The sequence below is a fragment of the Paenibacillus sp. 3LSP genome (genome assembly GCF_032465655.1).
GTDB classification, from domain to species: domain Bacteria; phylum Bacillota; class Bacilli; order Paenibacillales; family Paenibacillaceae; genus Fontibacillus; species Fontibacillus barengoltzii.
In genome coordinates this window covers 40,885-59,845 of sequence record NZ_JAWDJI010000260.1, presented here as the reverse complement: position 1 = coordinate 59,845, position 18,961 = coordinate 40,885, and the positions used below count along the sequence as shown (strand labels likewise).

The 18,961-nt window shown below is 54.5% G+C and carries 19 protein-coding genes and 2 pseudogenes; 8 read left to right on the top strand and 13 right to left on the bottom strand.

Annotated features, from left to right (window positions below):
- Positions 1-3: 3 nt before the first annotated feature.
- The 13 genes and pseudogenes from RW092_RS22780 to RW092_RS22720 all read right to left on the bottom strand — a co-directional run.
- A complete protein-coding gene (locus RW092_RS22780; protein ID WP_085169610.1) occupies positions 4-564 on the bottom strand; it encodes an HAD family hydrolase in 561 nt (186 codons plus the stop codon).
- On the bottom strand, positions 561-1,577 hold the full coding sequence (locus RW092_RS22775; protein WP_316011370.1) for an ABC transporter ATP-binding protein: 1,017 nt from the start codon (positions 1,575-1,577) through the stop codon (positions 561-563). The genes RW092_RS22780 and RW092_RS22775 overlap by 4 nt, the downstream gene beginning before the upstream one ends.
- Complete coding sequence (locus RW092_RS22770) at positions 1,574-2,617, bottom strand: ABC transporter ATP-binding protein (RefSeq protein WP_316011369.1); 1,044 nt, start codon at positions 2,615-2,617, stop codon at positions 1,574-1,576. The genes RW092_RS22775 and RW092_RS22770 overlap by 4 nt, the downstream gene beginning before the upstream one ends.
- A 34-nt stretch (positions 2,618-2,651) precedes the next feature.
- Positions 2,652-3,815, bottom strand: coding sequence for an ABC transporter permease (locus RW092_RS22765; RefSeq protein WP_084628816.1), 1,164 nt, complete (start codon positions 3,813-3,815; stop codon positions 2,652-2,654).
- A 2-nt stretch (positions 3,816-3,817) separates the two neighbouring features.
- Positions 3,818-4,816 carry an ABC transporter permease gene (locus RW092_RS22760; protein ID WP_016313568.1) on the bottom strand — a complete coding sequence of 333 codons (999 nt, stop codon included), beginning with the start codon at positions 4,814-4,816 and terminating at the stop codon, positions 3,818-3,820.
- A gap of 97 nt (positions 4,817-4,913) precedes the next feature.
- Complete coding sequence (locus tag RW092_RS22755) at positions 4,914-6,884, bottom strand: ABC transporter substrate-binding protein (RefSeq protein WP_316011368.1); 1,971 nt, start codon at positions 6,882-6,884, stop codon at positions 4,914-4,916.
- A 464-nt stretch (positions 6,885-7,348) separates the two neighbouring features.
- Positions 7,349-8,377, bottom strand: coding sequence for a LacI family DNA-binding transcriptional regulator (locus RW092_RS22750; protein ID WP_016313570.1), 1,029 nt, complete (start codon positions 8,375-8,377; stop codon positions 7,349-7,351).
- Between the two features lie 90 nt (positions 8,378-8,467).
- Positions 8,468-9,304: a 5-deoxy-glucuronate isomerase gene (gene iolB, locus RW092_RS22745; protein ID WP_028538047.1), complete on the bottom strand. Its 837-nt coding sequence runs from the start codon at positions 9,302-9,304 to the stop codon at positions 8,468-8,470.
- Positions 9,305-9,308: 4 nt separating this feature from the next.
- A complete protein-coding gene (gene iolG, locus RW092_RS22740) occupies positions 9,309-10,358 on the bottom strand; it encodes an inositol 2-dehydrogenase (protein WP_316011367.1) in 1,050 nt (349 codons plus the stop codon).
- A gap of 29 nt (positions 10,359-10,387) precedes the next feature.
- A complete protein-coding gene (locus RW092_RS22735) occupies positions 10,388-11,839 on the bottom strand; it encodes a CoA-acylating methylmalonate-semialdehyde dehydrogenase (protein ID WP_028538049.1) in 1,452 nt (483 codons plus the stop codon).
- 48 nt (positions 11,840-11,887) lie between these two features.
- Entirely contained in the window at positions 11,888-12,904 is a 1,017-nt protein-coding gene (gene iolC, locus RW092_RS22730; RefSeq protein WP_316011366.1) for a 5-dehydro-2-deoxygluconokinase, read from the bottom strand.
- Complete coding sequence (gene iolE, locus RW092_RS22725) at positions 12,901-13,818, bottom strand: myo-inosose-2 dehydratase (RefSeq protein WP_316011365.1); 918 nt, start codon at positions 13,816-13,818, stop codon at positions 12,901-12,903. The genes iolC and iolE overlap by 4 nt, the downstream gene beginning before the upstream one ends.
- Before the next feature lie 28 nt (positions 13,819-13,846).
- Positions 13,847-14,752 (bottom strand): annotated as a pseudogene (locus RW092_RS22720) (thiamine pyrophosphate-dependent enzyme); the annotation flags it as partial.
- Between RW092_RS22720 and RW092_RS22715 the strand changes: the two are divergent.
- The 8 genes and pseudogenes from RW092_RS22715 to rplK all read left to right on the top strand — a co-directional run.
- A pseudogene (locus RW092_RS22715) lies at positions 14,746-14,985 on the top strand (ribonuclease III domain-containing protein); the annotation flags it as partial. The pseudogenes RW092_RS22720 and RW092_RS22715 sit on opposite strands and share 7 nt — an antisense overlap.
- 31 nt (positions 14,986-15,016) lie before the next feature.
- Positions 15,017-15,769, top strand: a complete 753-nt coding sequence (gene rlmB, locus RW092_RS22710; RefSeq protein ID WP_127576772.1) for a 23S rRNA (guanosine(2251)-2'-O)-methyltransferase RlmB — start codon at positions 15,017-15,019, stop codon at positions 15,767-15,769.
- Between the two features lie 5 nt (positions 15,770-15,774).
- A complete protein-coding gene (locus RW092_RS22705) occupies positions 15,775-16,296 on the top strand; it encodes an NYN domain-containing protein (RefSeq protein WP_016310701.1) in 522 nt (173 codons plus the stop codon).
- 158 nt (positions 16,297-16,454) lie between these two features.
- Complete coding sequence (sigH, locus tag RW092_RS22700; RefSeq protein WP_016310702.1) at positions 16,455-17,108, top strand: RNA polymerase sporulation sigma factor SigH; 654 nt, start codon at positions 16,455-16,457, stop codon at positions 17,106-17,108.
- 401 nt (positions 17,109-17,509) lie between these two features.
- Positions 17,510-17,659 carry a 50S ribosomal protein L33 gene (gene rpmG / locus RW092_RS22695; protein ID WP_009226622.1) on the top strand — a complete coding sequence of 50 codons (150 nt, stop codon included), beginning with the start codon at positions 17,510-17,512 and terminating at the stop codon, positions 17,657-17,659.
- A gap of 21 nt (positions 17,660-17,680) precedes the next feature.
- Positions 17,681-17,872, top strand: a complete 192-nt coding sequence (gene secE, locus RW092_RS22690; protein WP_009226623.1) for a preprotein translocase subunit SecE — start codon at positions 17,681-17,683, stop codon at positions 17,870-17,872.
- Positions 17,873-17,895: 23 nt separating this feature from the next.
- Positions 17,896-18,429, top strand: a complete 534-nt coding sequence (gene nusG / locus RW092_RS22685; protein WP_009226624.1) for a transcription termination/antitermination protein NusG — start codon at positions 17,896-17,898, stop codon at positions 18,427-18,429.
- Between the two features lie 90 nt (positions 18,430-18,519).
- Complete coding sequence (gene rplK, locus RW092_RS22680; RefSeq protein WP_016310704.1) at positions 18,520-18,945, top strand: 50S ribosomal protein L11; 426 nt, start codon at positions 18,520-18,522, stop codon at positions 18,943-18,945.
- Positions 18,946-18,961 lie beyond the last annotated feature (16 nt).

Genomic DNA, 18,961 nt, shown 5'->3' with positions numbered 1-18,961 from the left:
TCATCACGAGGACAGTTGTCTATCCAATTTTTCTGCCAGCTCGATCAACTCAAGAGGAGTCTTAATCGTGTAACGCGGAATCTCCGAATCGTCTGCCGGCGTCTTCGGATAACGCGGCGTCCAGCTGAGGAACACGCTCGTAATGCCGAGTGCGTTCGCTCCTTTCACGTCGCGGCTGAGGTTGTTGCCGACCATAATGATTCGGGGGATATCGGCTTCCTCCAACTCCATGGCGCCCATCGCGGCCTTGAACATCCTTGGGCTGGGTTTCGTGGCCCGGATGTTCTCGGAATAGATCAGCGTCTCGAAGCATTCATAGATCCCGTTTCGGGTCAGCAGGTTTTTGAAGGACTGCGCGGCGCCGTCGGCGACGATAGCCAGCCGAAATCCCCGCTCCGCCAATGTCTTGACCATCACGTCCGCGCCGGGAATGACCCGGCCGTCCAGTACGATGCCCTCCTCGTCTCGAGTCTCCGAGCTTTCGTCAATAATCGTATCCCCGCAATCCAGGAAAATAATGAGCTTTCTCGGATTCGGATTTGCTGGGGCATGTTCAACAATCATATCGTTACACCTCTTAAATTTAATTGTTCTGCATAGTGGCAGGCCACAGAATGGCCGCTGTTAATCTCTCGCAGTTCCGGCGATTGCTGCATACACTTCTCGGTCCGGTAAGCACAACGCGGATGGAAATGGCAGCCGCTTGGCGGATGGGCCGGATTTGGCACCTCTCCTTCCAAAATGATCCGGCTATGGTTCGCTTCCGGATCAGGCTGCGGCACGGCCGACATCAAGGCTTCCGTATATGGATGCTTGGGAGCCTCGAACAGCTCCTTGGTTGGCGCCAACTCCACAATACGTCCCAAGTGCATGACGGCCACACGATCTGATATGTTCTGCACAATGGATAAGTCGTGCGAGATAAATAAGTACGTAATCTTGAACTGTTCCTGCAGATCCTTAAGCAGATTAATGATCTGCGCTTGGATGGACACGTCCAGCGCGGACACCGCCTCATCGCAGACAATGAGCCGCGGCTTCATGATCAGTGCACGAGCGATCGCGATCCGCTGCCGTTGGCCGCCGGAGAACGCGTGCGGGTAGCGGCGCAGGTAACTGGGGTTGAGGCCAGCTTTTTCCGCGATATCCTTCACTCTCTCCTCAACTTCATCTCGACTCAGCTTGAAGTTCGCAACGAGCGGCTCCGAAATAATATCGAACACGCTCATGCGCGGGCTAAGGGAAGAATACGGATCCTGAAAAATCATCTGGATATCTCTGCGCAGCCGCTTGGCTTCCTTCCCCTTTAACTTCAAGAAGTCAACGCGTTCATCCTCCTCAGTACGGTAAATGACTTGCCCGGAGGTAGCGGGAATCCCTCGGACCAGACAACGACCTAGCGTCGTTTTGCCGCAGCCTGATTCCCCAACGATACTTAGCGTCTCTCCTTCGTACATCTCAAACGAGATGTCATTCAGGACCTGGACCTTTGTTGGCTTCGCAAAGATCCTCGCTGACTTCGGCTTAACCTGAAATTCTTTGTTTAACCCGACGACGTCAAGCAGCGCGTTGGTCATGGCGTTTCGCCTCCTTGCGGTTCCGAATACAGGAAGCATCTGACCGAATGCCCTTCAGAGATCGATGTCATCGGCACGGCGGCCGCATTACAGACCCCTTCGATGCGGTCCTTGCAGCGTTCATAGAAGCCGCACATCGGCGGCATGTCGATCGCCATCGGCACCGAGCCTTCGATGGACTCGAGGCGCTTCTCCTTGCCGCCCCCAAGCCGCGGCATCGATCGCATTAAGCCTTTGGTGTACGGATGCTTGGGATTGCGGAACAATTCCTTCACCGGCGCCTGCTCGACGATCTTGCCAAGGTACATCACCGCGACCTCGTCACACATTTGAGCGATGATGCCAAGGTCGTGCGTGACGAGCAAAATCGACATGCCAAATTCCTGCTGAAGCGCCCGCATCAGTTCAAGCACCTGCGCCTGAATCGTCACATCCAGCGCTGTCGTTGGCTCGTCGGCGATCAAGAGCTCGGGGTTGCACGACAGCGCCATCGAGATCATCGCGCGCTGCCGCATGCCTCCCGAAAACTCGTGCGGATATTGATCGAACCGCTTCTCCTCGTCCGAAATGCCGACCTTGGATAGCATTTCGAGCGCGATTTTTTTGGCTTCCTTCTTATCCTTCGTCCGGTGTATCCGAATCGCTTCCACAATCTGATTACCGATCGTATACATCGGAGAGAAGGCCGTCATCGGCTCTTGAAAGATCATGGAGATGCGGCGGCCGCGAATGGAGCGGATAGCCTTGCCATTGGGTTCAAGGGAGAGGATGTCAACCTCCTTCCCTTCCTTGGTGTCGGTTGGACGGTAGACAATCGAGCCCGTCGTCTCGCATTCCTTCGGATTCAGGTTGATGAGCGAGCGGCTGGTAAGACTTTTTCCGCAGCCGGACTCACCTACGAGCCCTAAGGTCTTCCCTTTATAGATATCAAAATCAACCCCGTCAACAGCATGCATGACGCCGTTGTCCATCTGGATGATGCGGATCTTCAAGTTTCGTACCGAGAGCAGCGGCTGCTCGACTAAGGTTTGTGTTGTCATACGGTCACCTCGCTCGCTTCATAGTATCGTCAGATCATTTCTTGTACGGATCGGCGGCATCCCGCATCCCGTCACCTAGGAAGTTGTAAGTCAGCACGGTAAGAATCACGATCCCCAGCGGGAACAACTTCCACGGATACAAAGCGACGTTCTCAATCTGCTGGGCTTCCTGCAGTAATACGCCCCAGCTAGTCGCCGGAGAGCGGATACCCAGCCCAAGGAAGCTCATGGCCGTCTCGGAGAGAATCATGCCGGGAATCGCCAGCGTCGTCGCCACAACGAGATAGCTGATAAATCCGGGCAGCAAATGCTTGATAATGATTTTGGCGTCGCTGACTCCGGCAATTTTGGCGGCGATGACGTAATCTTCATTTTTCAGCGAGATGAACTTGCCCCGGACAACGCGTGCCAGATCGGTCCAGCCGATCAACGCAAAGATAATTACGATGTAAAAATACATCGTCACCACCGGAATGCGCGGCGGAATCGCCGCCGATAACGCCATCCACAGCGGAAGCGTCGGGAATGAGCGGATAATCTCGATGATCCGTTGGATTAGCGAATCAATCCAGCCGCCGAAGTAACCGGAGATGCCGCCCAGGATGAGGCCGATCACGAAGCTGATCCCCACCCCGACCAGCGGGATCGACAGCGAGATTTGACTGCCCAGGACGATACGGGAAAATAAATCCCTCCCCATCCCATCCGTGCCTAGCAGGAAGATCCGGCCCGGCTGTTCCACCCCCAGCAGGTGAATGTCGGTACGGAACAATCCAAGAAACTTGTATTCTTCCCCTTTGACGAACAGCTGCAGCGGATAGGTCTTCTCCTCGTTGTTCACGAAGATTTTGCGCATCGTCTCCGGGTCCCGATCAGACTTTAATTCATAGACAAACGGGCGTAGATGGAACTTACCCTCGGCGTCAACGAAACGCAGCAACGTCGGCGGCGCATTGACGTATTTACTGTCATAGCTTTGCAGACTGTAAGGTGCAATAAATTGAGCGAACAACGCGACAAGATACAGAACTCCGAGAATGACCAGGCTGATCCGGGCCAGCTTGTGCTTCTTAAACCGCAGATACATCAGCTTCCATTGCGAGCTGTAGTTCAGATCAATGTTGTTTTTCCGCTTCGCCGGCCTCGATACTTTGTTGTTTGTCGGAGTTTTTTTCTTAAATATCGTCGATGGGTTCATAGTCAATTACCTCTGAACTCTGTACGAATTTTCGGATCAAGCCAAGCCAGCAAAATATCCGAGATCAACGTCCCCAACACGGTGAGCAGCGCCATAAACAACAGCCATGTCCCGGCCAGGTACATATCTTGGCTCAGCAGCGCTTTGTACATGACCGGTCCCTGGATCGGCAGGTTCAGTACGATCGCGGTAATGGTCGAACCGGTAAAAATCGAGGACAATGACCAGCCCAGCGTGCTTACGATAGGGTTCAAGGCAGAGCGCGTCGGGTATTTGAACAGGATTTTCAGATTGGATACGCCCTTGGCGCGGGCGGTGACGATGCTCGGCTTGTTCAGCTCATCGAGCATCTGGCCTCTCATGACGCGGATCAAATCCGCGGTATGCGCAATCCCGATGACGATCACAGGGATGATCAAATGCTTCATCAAATCCACCACTTTGTCCATCGACCACGGCGCATTGACGTACTCGGGCGAGAACAGTCCAAGCAGCGGGTCCCCAAACCATTTGTACGAGAAGAACATCAGAATGATAGCCAGCAGGAAGTTGGGAGTCGCCATGCCGATAAAACTGAGACCTGAGAAGAAATAGTCCCCGGCGGAATACTGTTTAACCGCGGTATAAATGCCAATCGGAATCGCAACGATATAGTGAAAAAACAACGTGACAAACGAGACCACCAACGTCAGCCCCATATACTGCTTAATCACGTCTAACACCGGTTTGTTGTAGCTAAAGGAAAAGCCAAAATCACCGTGCAGCACGATTTTTTTGATCCAGACCGCATACTGCTCGTATACGGGTCCGCTAAGCCCCAGATTTTCCCTCATCTCCTCCATTTCCTCCGCCGTCATGTTGTCGCCCGCGGCTGCCATTTGCGCCGCATAGGTGGACACGTAGTCCCCGGGAGGAAGCTGAATAATATAGAAGACGATGAACGAAATCAGGATCACGACCGGAATGGCCAATACAATCCGCTTGAGTATATATTGAAGCATCTGTCATCAGTCCCCTCCAATGCGATTAACGCGTGCCTTCAGGATGGAAGAACGGCACGGGGAGTCCTTCATTCCCCGCCGCCGACTCCCTACCGAGTTACTGCTTCAGGAAAAACTGCGCCGGATGCCCGTGTCCTAAGGAACGGAATTCGTCGGCCCACACTGCTTTCTCCGGAACATTTCGCATCTTGTTGCTGGCGACAACCAGCGCTGGCGTTGGTCCGGCGTAACCGATGACCCACTGATTATCCATATGAACCTTGTAGATTTCATTCGCAATGCGATTGATGTCATCCTTGGAATTGCTAGCCTTGAGCTGTGCCCAAAGATCCAAAATTTTGGCGACATCCCCTTCCGGCTTAAAGCCCTCTTTGCCGCCGGACTCCGTATACAGACCGTAATGACCAAACCACGGTGTGATCACACGCAGCGGCACAAGCGTATCTGGGCGGAACGAGATGTTCACGACAGAAATCGCTTCCGTGTTTATCGGGACCTCGTTGGCATATTTCAGATCGTTATATGCACCGGATTCGACAACCTTCACATTGAACTTGAGTCCCATATCCTCAAAATACTTCTTCAAAAGTTCCAAGAAGGAGTCGGCGTTTGTACTGGATTCGATGTCCGTTAAGGTCAGATCCGAGCCGTCCGGGAACGTGCGGAAGCCGTCCTTGCCGCGTTTTAGGCCGATTTCATCCAGCAACTGGTTCGCGCGCTCGGGATCATACTCCGACCATTTCTGCGCCCAGCCCTCTTGGTATCCGAACACTCCTTCAGGAACGGACGCTTGCACCGGGTCGGCGATGCCGTTCGTCACGATTTCGGTGATCTCGTTGCGATCCACCCCGATCGACAGCGCCTCGCGGAAACGAATATCCCGGAACAGCTCGCGCAGCTTCGGATCTTTCGTCGTCTGATTGAGCTGAATCCCCGCACTCGTCCAGCTGGGTTGGGTCCATTGCAATACGCGGAAATCGCCCTTCTTCTCGTTTTCCTTCAGAATCGTAAAGTCTTTAGCCCCGAAGGTTGCCAGATTGTAGTTGCCAGCCAGCGTACCAAGCAAAATCTGGCTCGGATCCTGAATCTTGGTCACGACAATGCGATCCAAGTAAGGCAGTTGACGACCTTCGGCGTCAGTTTTCCAATAATAGGGGTTACGCTCCATCACGAACTGGTCGCTGTTTGGATCCGTGGCGGCAACCCAAGGGCGCAGCGTTGGAATTTGCGGATGCAGCCAGTAATAGTAGCCGGTGTCGACGAGGAACGCCTTCACATCCTCATAGCCCCACTCCCTGGCGATTTCGGCTGTTTTCGCCTCGCCAACAAACTCTGGAAGGATCGTCTTGTGGAAGTGCGCCGGTGCAAAAAACCACTTATTATCAATCGCAACCCGCTCAAGGAACTGTACATTCGGATACTTGTGCGTCACTGTGAAGGTGTAGTCGTCGACCTTCTTCACTTCTGCGAGCGCTCTTTCGCCTGTGACTGGATCTACCGAGTAATAGGCGTCATAGATCTTTTTGCCAAACGTTTCTTTGGTCAGCATGTGCTCCCAATAAAACAACACATCATCGGCTGTAAATGGCACGCCGTCCGACCATTTCATGCCTTCCCGCAGATGGATCGTAAACACCGTAGAGTCCTCGTTCACTTCGTAGCTCTTCGCTACGTTAGGCTCCACCCCGGTGCCGTCCGCATTGAAGCGGAACAACGCCTCCTCTGTTGGCTGCCCGACAGCCCATTTATCGCCCGGCCCCGTCCAGGCCATCGTCCAGTCTCCACCGTATTGACCAAGTTCCTCCACGACCGGCTCGACCATGATGTCTTCAGCCTTCGGGAGTCTCTCCTCCAGCTTCGGCAGCTTGCCCTCTGCCACGAGTTTCGCGAGCTCGGGAGCTTCCTTGCTGTCCGTGTTGACTCCGCCTGCCACGGGCTTCGACTGTTCGCCCTTCGATGAATTGTTGGACTTCGCTGCATCGGGCGCCGCCGCATTATTCCCGTCGCATCCTGCGAAAATGACAGCTATCGTTAAAAGAAGCGTCCCTAACATTCCGGACTTTTTCACGATTAACCCCTCCATTAATGATTTGGCATCCTGTTCTGCCCTTCTGGCTGTCATTTGGCACTCCAAGTGCCCCGGCCTCACCCCCCCCCGCAAGAATCAGCGGCTTCCCATGGCGCCTATCACCCATGGACACGAGATTTCCGCCCTCCATTTTGTAAGCGCTTAATATTGTTTCGGATGAAAAAGTTGGAAATCTGAAGTTGCAGTTGTATATCGGTCCCATATCTGAAGAGTTTTTTATTCAATTTCTTGCGAAGATGAGTCCTGATTTTTGGCGGTAAGAGCTGTGTTTGGAGGTAGTGCTGGTATCTGGATAGATGCAACGGTGAGTAATGATTACGATGGATTTATATGCGTTGGTTGTGTGGAATTTAGGACAAGGATGACTAAAGCGTTGGTAGGTAAGAACTGCGATACGGTTGCAAAGAAGCGGCATACCTGCGGCACGATGCTGCGAGCCGGCCTTAACAGCCGGCAGCTTCGTGTTGCACAGGTCCCGTAGATTCCCGTTCGATCAGCTTGGGTTCCATCACGATGCGTTGCTTGATGTCCTCGCTCCCTTCGTCCGGCGAAGAGAGAAGCAAGCCAAAGGCCAGTTTCGCCATTTCGTCCGTCGGCTGGGCGATCGTGGTCAGCGTCGGATTCGTGACCGTTGACAAAATCGTGTTGTCGAAGCCGATGATCGACAGCTGCTCCGGGACGCGGACACCGCATTCCCTAGCTGCCTGCAGCGCACCGATCGCCAGCATATCGTTGCAGCAGAAGATCGCTGTCGGCGGATTAGGCCCCGTAAGCAGCGTCGTCGCTGCTCGCTTGCCGTCCATGATCGTGGATTGGCAGGCAACGATCCGCTCGTCGTCCAGCGTCTTTCCGGCCTCGAACAACGCAAACCGGAACCCTCTCACACGCTCCTTACTGCTGCTGAACTTCGTGCTCTCCGACAAGATAGCAACATGCTCATGGCCAAGTTGCAGAAGATGCCCCGCCGCCAGCGAACCGCCCTTAAAGTCGTCCGTCAGCACACGATGCACATTGATATCCGACGCCTCCCGCGCGATCATTACGATCGGAACGGAATTTTCGGACAGTTGCGCAATAATGTTGGCGTTCTCAACGCCGGTGCCGATCAGCAGGCCGTCCACGCTTTTTTGCTCCAGCAGCTTGATGTATTTCTCGATGCGTTCGTCGTTATTATCGGTGCTGCATACAATGACGCTGTACCCTTCCTCATGAGCCATATCTTCCACAGCCCGGGCGATTTCGGAGAAGAACGGGTTCGACACATCCGGGATCAGCAGCCCCAGGGTATACGTCTTCTTCCCCATCAAAGCGGATGCGATGACGCTGGGCTTGTATTGAAGTCGCTCCATTACCTTAAAGATTTCTTCCCGCTTCTTCTTGCCCACGTTGCCTTTGCCGTTAATCACGTTGGAGACCGTCGCAATCGACACGCCCGCTTCTTTGGCAACGTCGTAAATCGTAGTCCCTTTCATAAACAACCTCATTTATTATCGGATAGTAGTCCGAGCGTTACCGCTCTCTATGGAGCTATTATCCGACGATTCATTTGCCTTTGCAAATGTTCAATCGGGTTGAGTCTGGCGCATTCCTGCCGATTCAAGCGTCCATGCGTGTTCCGGATCGTTGCGGATCCTCCAGGTTCGGACGGGACCAGCCATGACGTTGAGGTAATAGACATCGTAACCGGGAGGTGCAGACACCGGATGATAGCCCTTTGGTACGAGCACCGTCTCGCCGTTTCTTATCGCCATCGTTGAATCAAGCGACCGGTCATCCGTGTACACACGTTGAACGGCAAACCCCTGTGGCGGGTTCACCCGATAATAATACGTCTCCTCCAGCAGCGCTTCATCCGGCAAGGCATCCTGGTCATGCTTGTGCGGGGGATAGCTGGACCAATGTCCCGCAGGCGTAAACACCTCAACAACGAGCAAGCTATCCGCAGGCTGCTGTTCCGGCAAAATGTGATGAATATACCGCTGCGTTGCCCCTTCTCCCCGGACTTCGCTGTCCATATCCTCTGGCCCAATCAAACGGGCCGGATGACCGCTCTTCCGATCCGGAGCATGGCAGACCCCCAGCTCCAACTCGGTTACCGCTTCAACTTCGTATCGGTTGCCGCCCGGCACATAGACCGCATACGGAGGAATCCGCTCAAATACGCTCAACCGCTCGCCAACCGACTCCCACCTTGTCTCCGCCGTTGATACATGGGCTTTCCCTTCTATAATCACCAAGCAGTATTCCCGATCCTCTGTACTCCGTTCAATGGTCTCCCCAGGCTTCAGCCGGTACACCTCAAACCCGACATAGCTCCAACCGGCGGATTCCGGCGTCACCGACAGCAGCGGATGCTGGCCCGGCCCTCCCTTCTCAGGACGAACGATTAGATTTGACATCCTCTCATCTCCCTTCGCGTTCAGCATGGACCGATCCAGCAAGATCCAGCTCCGACAGCTTGACGATCCGGCGCTCCTGAAGCGACAGCTTCGCCGCCCGAGCGATCCGTTCCGCCTGCAACCCGTCCTCACCGTCAACTGGAACCGGTGTGCCGCTTAACACGCAGTCAATAAATTGCTGCGTCTCCAAAATGTACGCCTCGTTGTACCGCTCGAGGAAGAAGTACAACGGCTTATCGCTCTGTACGCCTGACGATGTGCTCAACACCACCGTATTGGCGTAGTCGTTGTCAGCAAATGCTGCACCCAGCGATCCAAACGCTTCTGCACGTTGATCGTAACCGTACGCCGCTTGACGGCTGCAGTCGATCACGCCCAGCGCCCCATTGGCGAAGCGCAACGTCACGATCGCCGTATCAACATCGTCGTATTTCGCAAATGCGGGATCAATTAACACCCCGCCTTGCGCGGACACCTCCACCACCTCGCTGCCGGACAAATAGCGCGCCATGTCGAAGTCATGGATCATCATGTCCATGAAAATGCCGCCGGACACTGCGATGTAGGCTTCCGGAGGTGGACTCGGATCGCGGGACGTAATTTTAATAAGATGTACGTCACCGATTGCCCCCGACTCGACATGCTCGCGGACGCGGCGGAAATTGTGATCGAACCGGCGGTTGAAGCCCACCTGCAGCTTCACGCCGGCACGGCGCACCTCCTCCAGCGCCTCCTCCGTCTGACGGATATCCATGCTGATTGGCTTTTCACAAAAAATATGCTTACCGTTTCTTGCAGCGCTCTTGATGAGCGGAACATGGCTGTCTGTGGACGAGCAGATGAATACCGCATCGATGTCGGGATGTTGAATCATCGCGTCGCTGTCGTTCGTGACGAGCGGAATCTCCCTCTCCCGTGCCCACTTCTCCAATTCGGCGTCCGCATACAAGTCGCTGATCGCGATGACCTCTGCTTGCGGCAGTCTTTTGAGATTGTCCGCGTGAATTTTGCCGATTCTCCCGGCGCCGATGACGCCGATTCTTAATTTATCCATGTCGTTCCTCCCACTTAGCTTCAGCTTGGTTACAACCAGCGAGCGGTCACCATTTTTTTGCGCGTATAAAATTCGACCCCGTCTGTGCCGTTCGCATGCAAGTCGCCGTAGAACGACTTCTTGTAACCGGAGAACGGGAAGAACGCCATCGGGGCAGGCACGCCCAAATTAATACCCAGCATCCCGGCGTCAATGGTCTCGCGGAAGGTCCGCACGTTGGCGCCGCTGCTTGTGAACAGACAAGCACCGTTCGCGAACTCCGAGCGGTTGGCGAGTTCGATCGCTTCCTCCAATGTCTTCGCCCGCATGACCGACAAGACCGGCGCAAAAATCTCATCTCGGCCAATCGCCATCTCGCCATTCACCTGATCAAAGATCGTGGGTCCGAGGAAAAAGCCTTCGCCGCTCGCCGCCGCATCTTCACGGCCATCCCGGACGAGCACAGCTCCTTCGGTAATGCCGCTTTCGATGTAGCCAATCGTCCGTTCCTTGTGGGACTGCCGAATGACCGGACCAAGGAGCACACCTTCGTCAAGGCCGTTGCCGATCTTGATCCGATCCGCTGCAGCAGACAGTCTGGCGACAAGTTCGTCCGCGACATCGCCAACGGCAACGACAACGGCACACGCCATGCAGCGCTCGCCCGCAGAGCCAAACGCCGCGCTGATGATCTCCTTGACGGCCAGGTCCAAATCCGCGTCCGGCATGACGATCGTATAGTTTTTGGCCCCAGCCAATGCCTGAACGCGTTTGCCGTGAGCTGCACCGGTCTTGTAGACATATTCCGCCACCGGCTGTGAGCCCACAAACGAGATCGCCTTGACGCCGGGATGCTGCAGCAAACCGTTTACGACATCGTGCGCACCGTGGACGACGTTCAGCACACCCGCCGGCAGGCCGGCCTCATGGAACAGTTCCGCCAGCCGGTTCGCCAGCAGCGGTGTCCGTTCGGACGGCTTGAGTACAAACGTATTGCCGCATGCAATGGCGAGCGGAAACATCCAGCAAGGCACCATCATCGGAAAATTAAACGGTGTGATGCCCCCGACAACTCCAAGCGGATAGCGATACATGCCGGATTCCAGGTTCGAGGCAATATCCGGCAGCTGCTTCCCCATCATCAGCGAAGGTGCGCCTGCGGCGAACTCGACACATTCGATCCCGCGCAACACCTCACCATGCGCCTCGTTAAAGCTCTTGCCATTCTCCTGCGTAATCAGGCGGGCTAATTCCTCCCAATGCTCAACAAGCAGCTGTTGGTACTTAAACAACACCCGTGCGCGGCGCGGAACCGGCGTCCGGCTCCACGTCGCAAACGCTTCGGCTGCAGCGGAAACCGCCTGATCCACCTCTGCCTGCGTAGACAACGGCACCTTCGCCAATACTTCGCCAGTTGCCGGGTTGTAGACATCCTCCGTTACTTCAGATGCGGACTTCACCCATTGTCCGCCGATCCAGTTGTTTAGCGTCGTTGAGTTCATAGCACATGTTCTCCCCGTTTCTATAGGCCAGCCTGCTTGCCTCGCAAGTTAACCGGCTGTAATTTCCCCGCGCTCGCAGCGCTGAATATAGTCCTCCACCGCTTCGGCAGTGGGCATCGCGTCCGAACAGCTGTGACTCGAGATAACAATACTTGCTGCCGCCCCGCCAAAAGCCATGCTCCGAGCAACGTCCCAGCCAGACATCAGTCCGTGGAGGAAGCCGGAAGCATAGGCATCGCCGGCCCCAAACGTCTTGATGACCTTCGCCGGGTACGACGGAGCGCGATGCTCCAGGCCATCCTGGGTATAGGCGATCGACCCTTCCTTGCCATGCTTGATGACGACGAGCTTCGCCCCGCGCTCGAACCACTTGGCAGCGGTGTAGCGGTCACTACGGTCGGCATTCTGCTCGAATCGCTCCATGCTATCGAATTCCTCACGCGTCCCAAGGATAATGTCGCTCTTCTCGGCGACAAGGTGGCAGTATACCGCCGTCTCCTCCGGCGATTTCCAGGTATAAGGCCGATAGTCGATATCAAAAGCGACCGGCGTCCCGTAAGCCCGTGCATATTCCAGAGCGACGAATACCGCCTCCCGGGACGGACTGGCGGCCAGTGCTGTTCCCGAGATCAACAGCGCTTTGCTGTCCGCGATCAGCGACTCGCTCACCTCCAGCGGCCCCAGCTTCAGATCGGCCACATGATCCCGATACATCAGGATGCTGCAATCTGTAGGGCTCTTGATTTCCGTAAAAGCCAGCCCGGTGACAGCGCCGGTGTCATCCGTCGAGACGCCGCTGTCGTCGATGCCGTTCTCCTGCAGGTACGTTCGAATAAATCGCCCCATCTGATCATCAGCCAATTTACCGATGAAGGCGACGCGTCGGCCAAGCCGGCTCATGCCGATGGCGATATTCGCGGGCGAACCTCCGACATATTTGGTGAATGTCACCGTCTCCTCCATCGGACGGTTAATTTCGTTCGCATTCAGGTCAATACATAGCCGTCCAAGCGCCGTAAGGTCAAACCTCCGGTTCTCCGGGAACAGCGAAACTAACGTTGTCATGAAGGCTTCCCTCCTTCAATCGGAATGAGCGAGTGCAGATAGGCAAGTGCCTTCGCTGCATATTCGCGCGGCGGATGCTCTGCAGGATCCTGCTCGCCCTCAAGCATGGCCCAACCGTCGTAACCGCGGCTGACCAGTTCAGCAATGATCGGCCCAAAATCGATGCAACCGTCGCCCGGAACCGTGAATACGCCTTCCCGAATGCAGGTGATGAAGTCGGAACCGGCTTCCTTCAGCTTGCGCAATCTGTCGTCGCGCACGTCCTTCAAATGCACGTAAGCGATGCGATCATAATGTTTGCGAAGCACGTTCAGCGGGTCCGCCCCGCCATACAGCGCGTGCCCGGTATCAAACAGCAGCCATACCGATTCCGGATCGGTCAGCTCCATCAGCTTGTCGATCTCATCAGATCCTTCAATGACCGTGCCGCCATGGTGGTGGTAGGTCAGCTTCAGCCCGTACTCGCGGGCGATCTGGCCAGCGGCATTCAGCCCCTCAACCAAACTGCTCCACCCCGCATCATCCAAAGGAATTACCTGTCGTTCGTTGGGTGTGCGGCGTGGATCAAAATGCAGGGAACCGCCAACTTCGCACGTGCTTATTACCTCGGCTCCCATCTCTTTCAGAAACTTGGCATGCTTCCGGTATGCCTCCAGTTCCTGCTCCCGATAAGCCGGGTCGGAGAAGAGCACCGACTTCCATTGCGAGACCAGCTGGATGCCGCGTTTGGACAACTCCTGCTTCAGCAAGCCGATCTCGGTTGGATATTTTCTCCCCATCTCCGTTCCCGTCAGACCCAGCGCTTGGATATCATCCAGGATTTGTTCATACGTGGTGTCCGCTCCATGCTCCTTGACGTCTTCCCCCACCCAATTAATGGGATGCGCCCCTAAGCGAAAAGAAAAACCACCCATCCTCATCCCTCCCCGTTGCCGGTTTCGATTAATAAGCTCTTGCCTGCCGAATCCGCTCGTTCATGGCTTCGTGGGCCTTCATAACCCGTTCGCCGGTTGAGACCGCAGGGACGCCTACGTTCCACCAGGACTCATAGCCCTCCGTATTGGTGCCAGGCAGCACCGCGATCTCGATCAGCGTCGTCCGCGTCTCTGCCTGGGCCAAGCGAAGCGCCTCGCGCAGTTCCTCCGCGTTCGAAGCTTTGTACGAAGCCGCGCCAAGACTGCGGGCGTGTGCAGCGAAGTCAATCGGAAGCACATCGCCCGTATAGCGGCCTGTGCCAGCCTCCCGATAACGGAATTCATTGCCGAAGCCATCGCTTCCGTGCTCGCGCTGCAGGTTATGAATGCATTGGAAGCCGTGGTTATTAAACAGCAGCACCGTCATTTTCCGGCCTTCCTGCAGGCTGGTGATCAGCTCGGAATGAAGCATTAAATAGCCGCCGTCCCCTACCAGGGCGTAAACCTCCTGCTGCGGTGCTGCCAGCGACACCCCAAAGGCGCCGTTCACTTCATAACCCATACAGGAGAAGCCGTATTCCATATGGTAGGTATCCGGCCGGGACGTCCGCCACAACCACTGCAGGTCACCAGGCAGACTGCCCGATGCGCATACGATAATCGCGTCGTTGCCGATCACTTCGTTGATCACCCCAAGCGCGCGTGTCTGCGCCAGCCCATCTTCGCGTTCCAGCCCATACAACCGGTCGACCTCCCGATCCCACTCGGCCTTGAGCGTTTTGATCTCTGTCTCACCGTAACCCGACGCATACCCCGCTGCCGCCAACATGTCCGCCAGCGCCGGCAACGTTGCCTTCGCATCTCCCGCAAGCGGGATACCATCCAGCTTGACGCCGTCCAGGCGGCTGACGTTCACATTCACAAACAGCGCGTCTGCTGGAGCAGATCGAGCCGCTGCTCACTGAAGAAGAGAAGGACGTTGTCCGCCAAGGGCGCAACGCCAAGTCCGGCACGGTGCCGAAGAACGCCAACGTGCAAGATTACCGACTCGCCACCGCTTTAGAGAGCCTGGTCGGTTACTTATATTACACCGGAGCGCATGATCGCCTCCGCGAGTTGATTGCTCACGGATTTGCCGATTTAGAGGACAATCGGGACCGTGACTAACAAAGTGTCACCATTGCATAGGAGGATTCCGATGGAGGAACAAGAATGGATTGGCGGCAAGCATTCGCTGCTTGAAGCGCTGCATGCCGGCCGCACAATCAATAAAATATGGGTGGCCGAAGGCGCCCAGAAGCATCTTACCCAGCCAATCGTGGCTGAAGCGAAAAAACACGGCATTGTCGTGCAATTTGTGGACAAGCGCAAGCTGGACCAAATGGCGCCCGGCCTGCAGCATCAGGGCGTGGTCGCTCAAGTTGCCCCTTACGCCTACGCGGAAGTGGACGATTTACTGGCCCGTGCGCAGGAACGCGGGGAACCGCCTTTCTTGTTGATTCTGGACGAGATTGAAGACCCGCATAATTTGGGCTCGATTCTCCGGACAGCAGAGTGCACCGGGGTGCATGGAGTTATTATTCCAAAACGCCGCTCGGCATCGGTGACTGCCACCGTGTCGAAAACCTCGGCCGGAGCGGTGGAGTACGTCCCCGTTGCACGGGTAACGAATTTGGTTCAGACCATGGAGCAATTGAAGGAAGCAGGCGTATGGATCGTTGGTACAGACGTAGGTGCAAAAGAAGAGATGTATCGCAGCGGCAACGTGCTGACCGGGCCGGTGGCGATCGTCATCGGCAATGAGAACAAAGGTATGGGGCGCCTCGTTCGGGAAACGTGCGACGTCCTGGTCAAGCTCCCGATGAACGGACGGCTCAATTCCCTGAACGCCTCGGTTGCCGCCGGGGTCATTATGTACGAAGTGCTGCGCAGACGACGCGCTGAAGGATAAAGGCCATGCGCGATGTGCGCGATGTGCTATTGGTGGACGGATACAATATGATCGGCGGCTGGCCTGAGCTGGCGGAACTGTCCAAGCGGGATCTGCAGGCTGCAAGGGACAGGCTGCTTGAGCGGCTCGCCGATTATCAAGCTTTTTCCGGGAGAAAGGTAATCGTCGTCTTTGATGCTTATCGGGTTCCGGGGCTGGGCAAGTCCTATACCCAGAACAAGGTGGAGCTGGTTTTCACGAAAGAGAAGGAAACGGCCGACGAATGCATTGAACGGCTGGTCGGTGAGCTGAGCCACCGTCGCCGGCAAATCTATGTTGCCACAAGCGATATGGTGGAGCAGCACGTGATTTTTGGACAGGGCGCGCTGCGGATATCGGCCAGGGAACTCTTGATTCAGGTAGAGCAAAGCGAGAAGGAAATCCAGGCCAAAATCGCCGAGCGAAGCGCCAATTCCAGCCGCAATACGCTGGATGCCAAGCTAAGCCCAGAGCTGAGACAGTTGTTTGAACGATGGCGCAGGGAATGAAAGGGAATTCTCGAGTTCTACTACCATATACCCTTGACAAAGTTCGACTTTACATCTTTTGGTACTTTTGCGGTTGACGCTAGTATGCACCTTCATATATACTGTTCGTATTACTTGAATGAGTGACGGGGAACCGTGCGTTGCGGCCGGAGGGATTTGTGGTGAGTGTCAAACTCGATACATGGGTAAGGTTTGACTATGAGATCCAAAGTGACGAAGACATTGTCGAGGCGGTTCGAGAAGGCGACAGTGAAGCGTTGGAATACTTGATTAACAAGTATCGGAGCTTCGTGCGCGCTAAGGCGAGGTCTTATTTTCTCATCGGTGCCGACCGCGAAGATATCATACAGGAAGGCATGATCGGACTCTACAAATCGATCCGGGACTTTCGGGGGGATAAGCTTGCTTCGTTCAAAGCGTTCGCGGAGCTGTGCATCACGCGCCAGATCATTACCGCGATCAAGACGGCAACGAGGCAGAAGCATATTCCGCTGAATTCGTACGTTTCCTTGGACAAGCCGATCTACGATGAGGAATCGGATCGAACGTTGCTCGACGTCATTTGCGGCTCTCAGGTGAGCGATCCGGAAGAATTGATCATCAACCAGGAGGAGTTTACCGGCCTGGAGGACAAGATGTCCGAGATCCTCAGTGATTTGGAACGCAAAGTGCTGATGCTCTATTTGGACGGAAGGTCCTATCAGGAGATCGCCGTGGATTTGAATCGCCACGTCAAATCGATCGACAACGCTTTGCAGCGCGTCAAGCGCAAGCTGGAGCGTTATCTGGAAGTTCGCGACGGCAGTATTTGAACTTATATATCTATCCTTATGCTACATACATTCAATAAGCAGACCCAAGGGGGACCTGGTTGCAGGGAACCCTTTTTTTACCGCAAAAAAACGTTTCTTGATCTCCGCCTTCACAGGCGAACAACGCGGATTCGCTTGGTGCATCTGCTTTTTCTTCTTCCCTTTACTGAAGGGATGTCCCCATCGTTTTCTCTCCCCAGGGTTTATCTTCCAAAATCGTGAGCTATACTGTAAATAATCGTAGAGCATTAGCAGGATGCCTCGTTGACACGGGTTGTGCCATATGATAAAGTGTTTTAGGTAGGCCTAATTTTGTGTTTCCCTTTTTTAGGTGGCGAACATTCGATTTTAGGTCAATATAGAGACAGCTCATTAAAGAATGTCTTCGGGAGGTGCACATCATGCGGGTAATAATTACGTTGGCTTGTACGAATTGCAAACAAAGAAACTACACGACAACGAAAAACAAGCGTAACCACCCCGACCGCATGGAGATGAAGAAGTATTGCAAGTTCTGCAACGAGCAAGTTCCTCATCGCGAAACCAGATAGTCCTTGGAGGTGTAGTCGCGCATGAAACGTAGTTTCAAGTCGTTGTTTTCTTTTTTCTCTGAGAGCTGGGCTGAGCTTAAAAAGGTTCGCTGGCCTAATCGTAAAGAGCTGACTAATTATACGCTGATTGTGCTCGGTACAATTACCGTTGTCGCGATTTATTTTTGGGTTCTGGACATCGGCATTTCTGCTGTGATCGAAGCGATAATTTAAGAAGGGTCCCTAGGTGGCTTGATATGGAAAAAAGATGGTACGTCGTTCATACCTACTCTGGGTATGAGAACAAAGTCAAAGCCAATTTGGAAAAACGCGTCGAGTCCATGGGCATGGAAGACAAGATATTCCGCGTTCTTGTTCCGATGGAAGAAGAAGTGGTGAACAAAGACGGTAAGAAGAAGACTGTCATGCGTAAAGTTTACCCCGGTTACGTCTTGGTGGAAATGATCCAAACCGACGATTCTTGGTATGTTGTGCGCAACACGCCGGGAGTCACCGGGTTCGTCGGCTCTACGGGTTCCGGTTCCAAGCCAACGCCGCTGCTCCCTGAAGAAGTGGATCAGATTCTGGCGCATATGGGTATGGAGGAACCGAAGCCGGTCATCGAATTTGAGCTCAAGGAAAATGTGCGTATCAAAGTTGGTCCTTTTGCCAATTTTGTAGGCTCAATTGAGGAAATTCTGACCGACAAGAGCAAGGTTAAGGTTCACGTCAACATGTTTGGACGAGAAACCCCGCTTGAGCTGGATTACTCTCAGGTGGAGAAGATATAATTTTGCAACTTCTAAAGGTTTCTTAGGGTTCAAAGTGGGAGGGGCTGTAAGGCTTCCGTCTACCACTATTAGGGCAAGGAGGTGTTTTACATGGCGAAAAAAGTTATCAAAGTGGTAAAACTGCAAATTCCTGCGGGGAAAGCGAACCCTGCACCTCCGGTAGGTCCGGCGCTGGGTCAAGCAGGTGTCAACATCATGGCATTCTGTAAAGAATTCAACGCGCGTACTGCCGATCAAGCAGGTTTGATCATTCCGGTTGAAATTTCGGTGTTTGAAGACCGTTCGTTTACATTCATCACCAAAACTCCACCGGCTGCCGTTCTGCTTCGTGTTGCAGCGAAGATCGAGAAAGGTTCCGGCGAACCGAACAAGAAGAAAGTGGCTACCGTGAAACGCGACACCGTTCGTCAAATCGCGGAGCAAAAAATGCCTGACCTGAACGCAGCATCCGTTGAAGCGGCTATGCGTATGGTTGAAGGTACAGCCCGCAGCATGGGCATCACGATCCAAGACTAATCTTGGTCGAATGGAT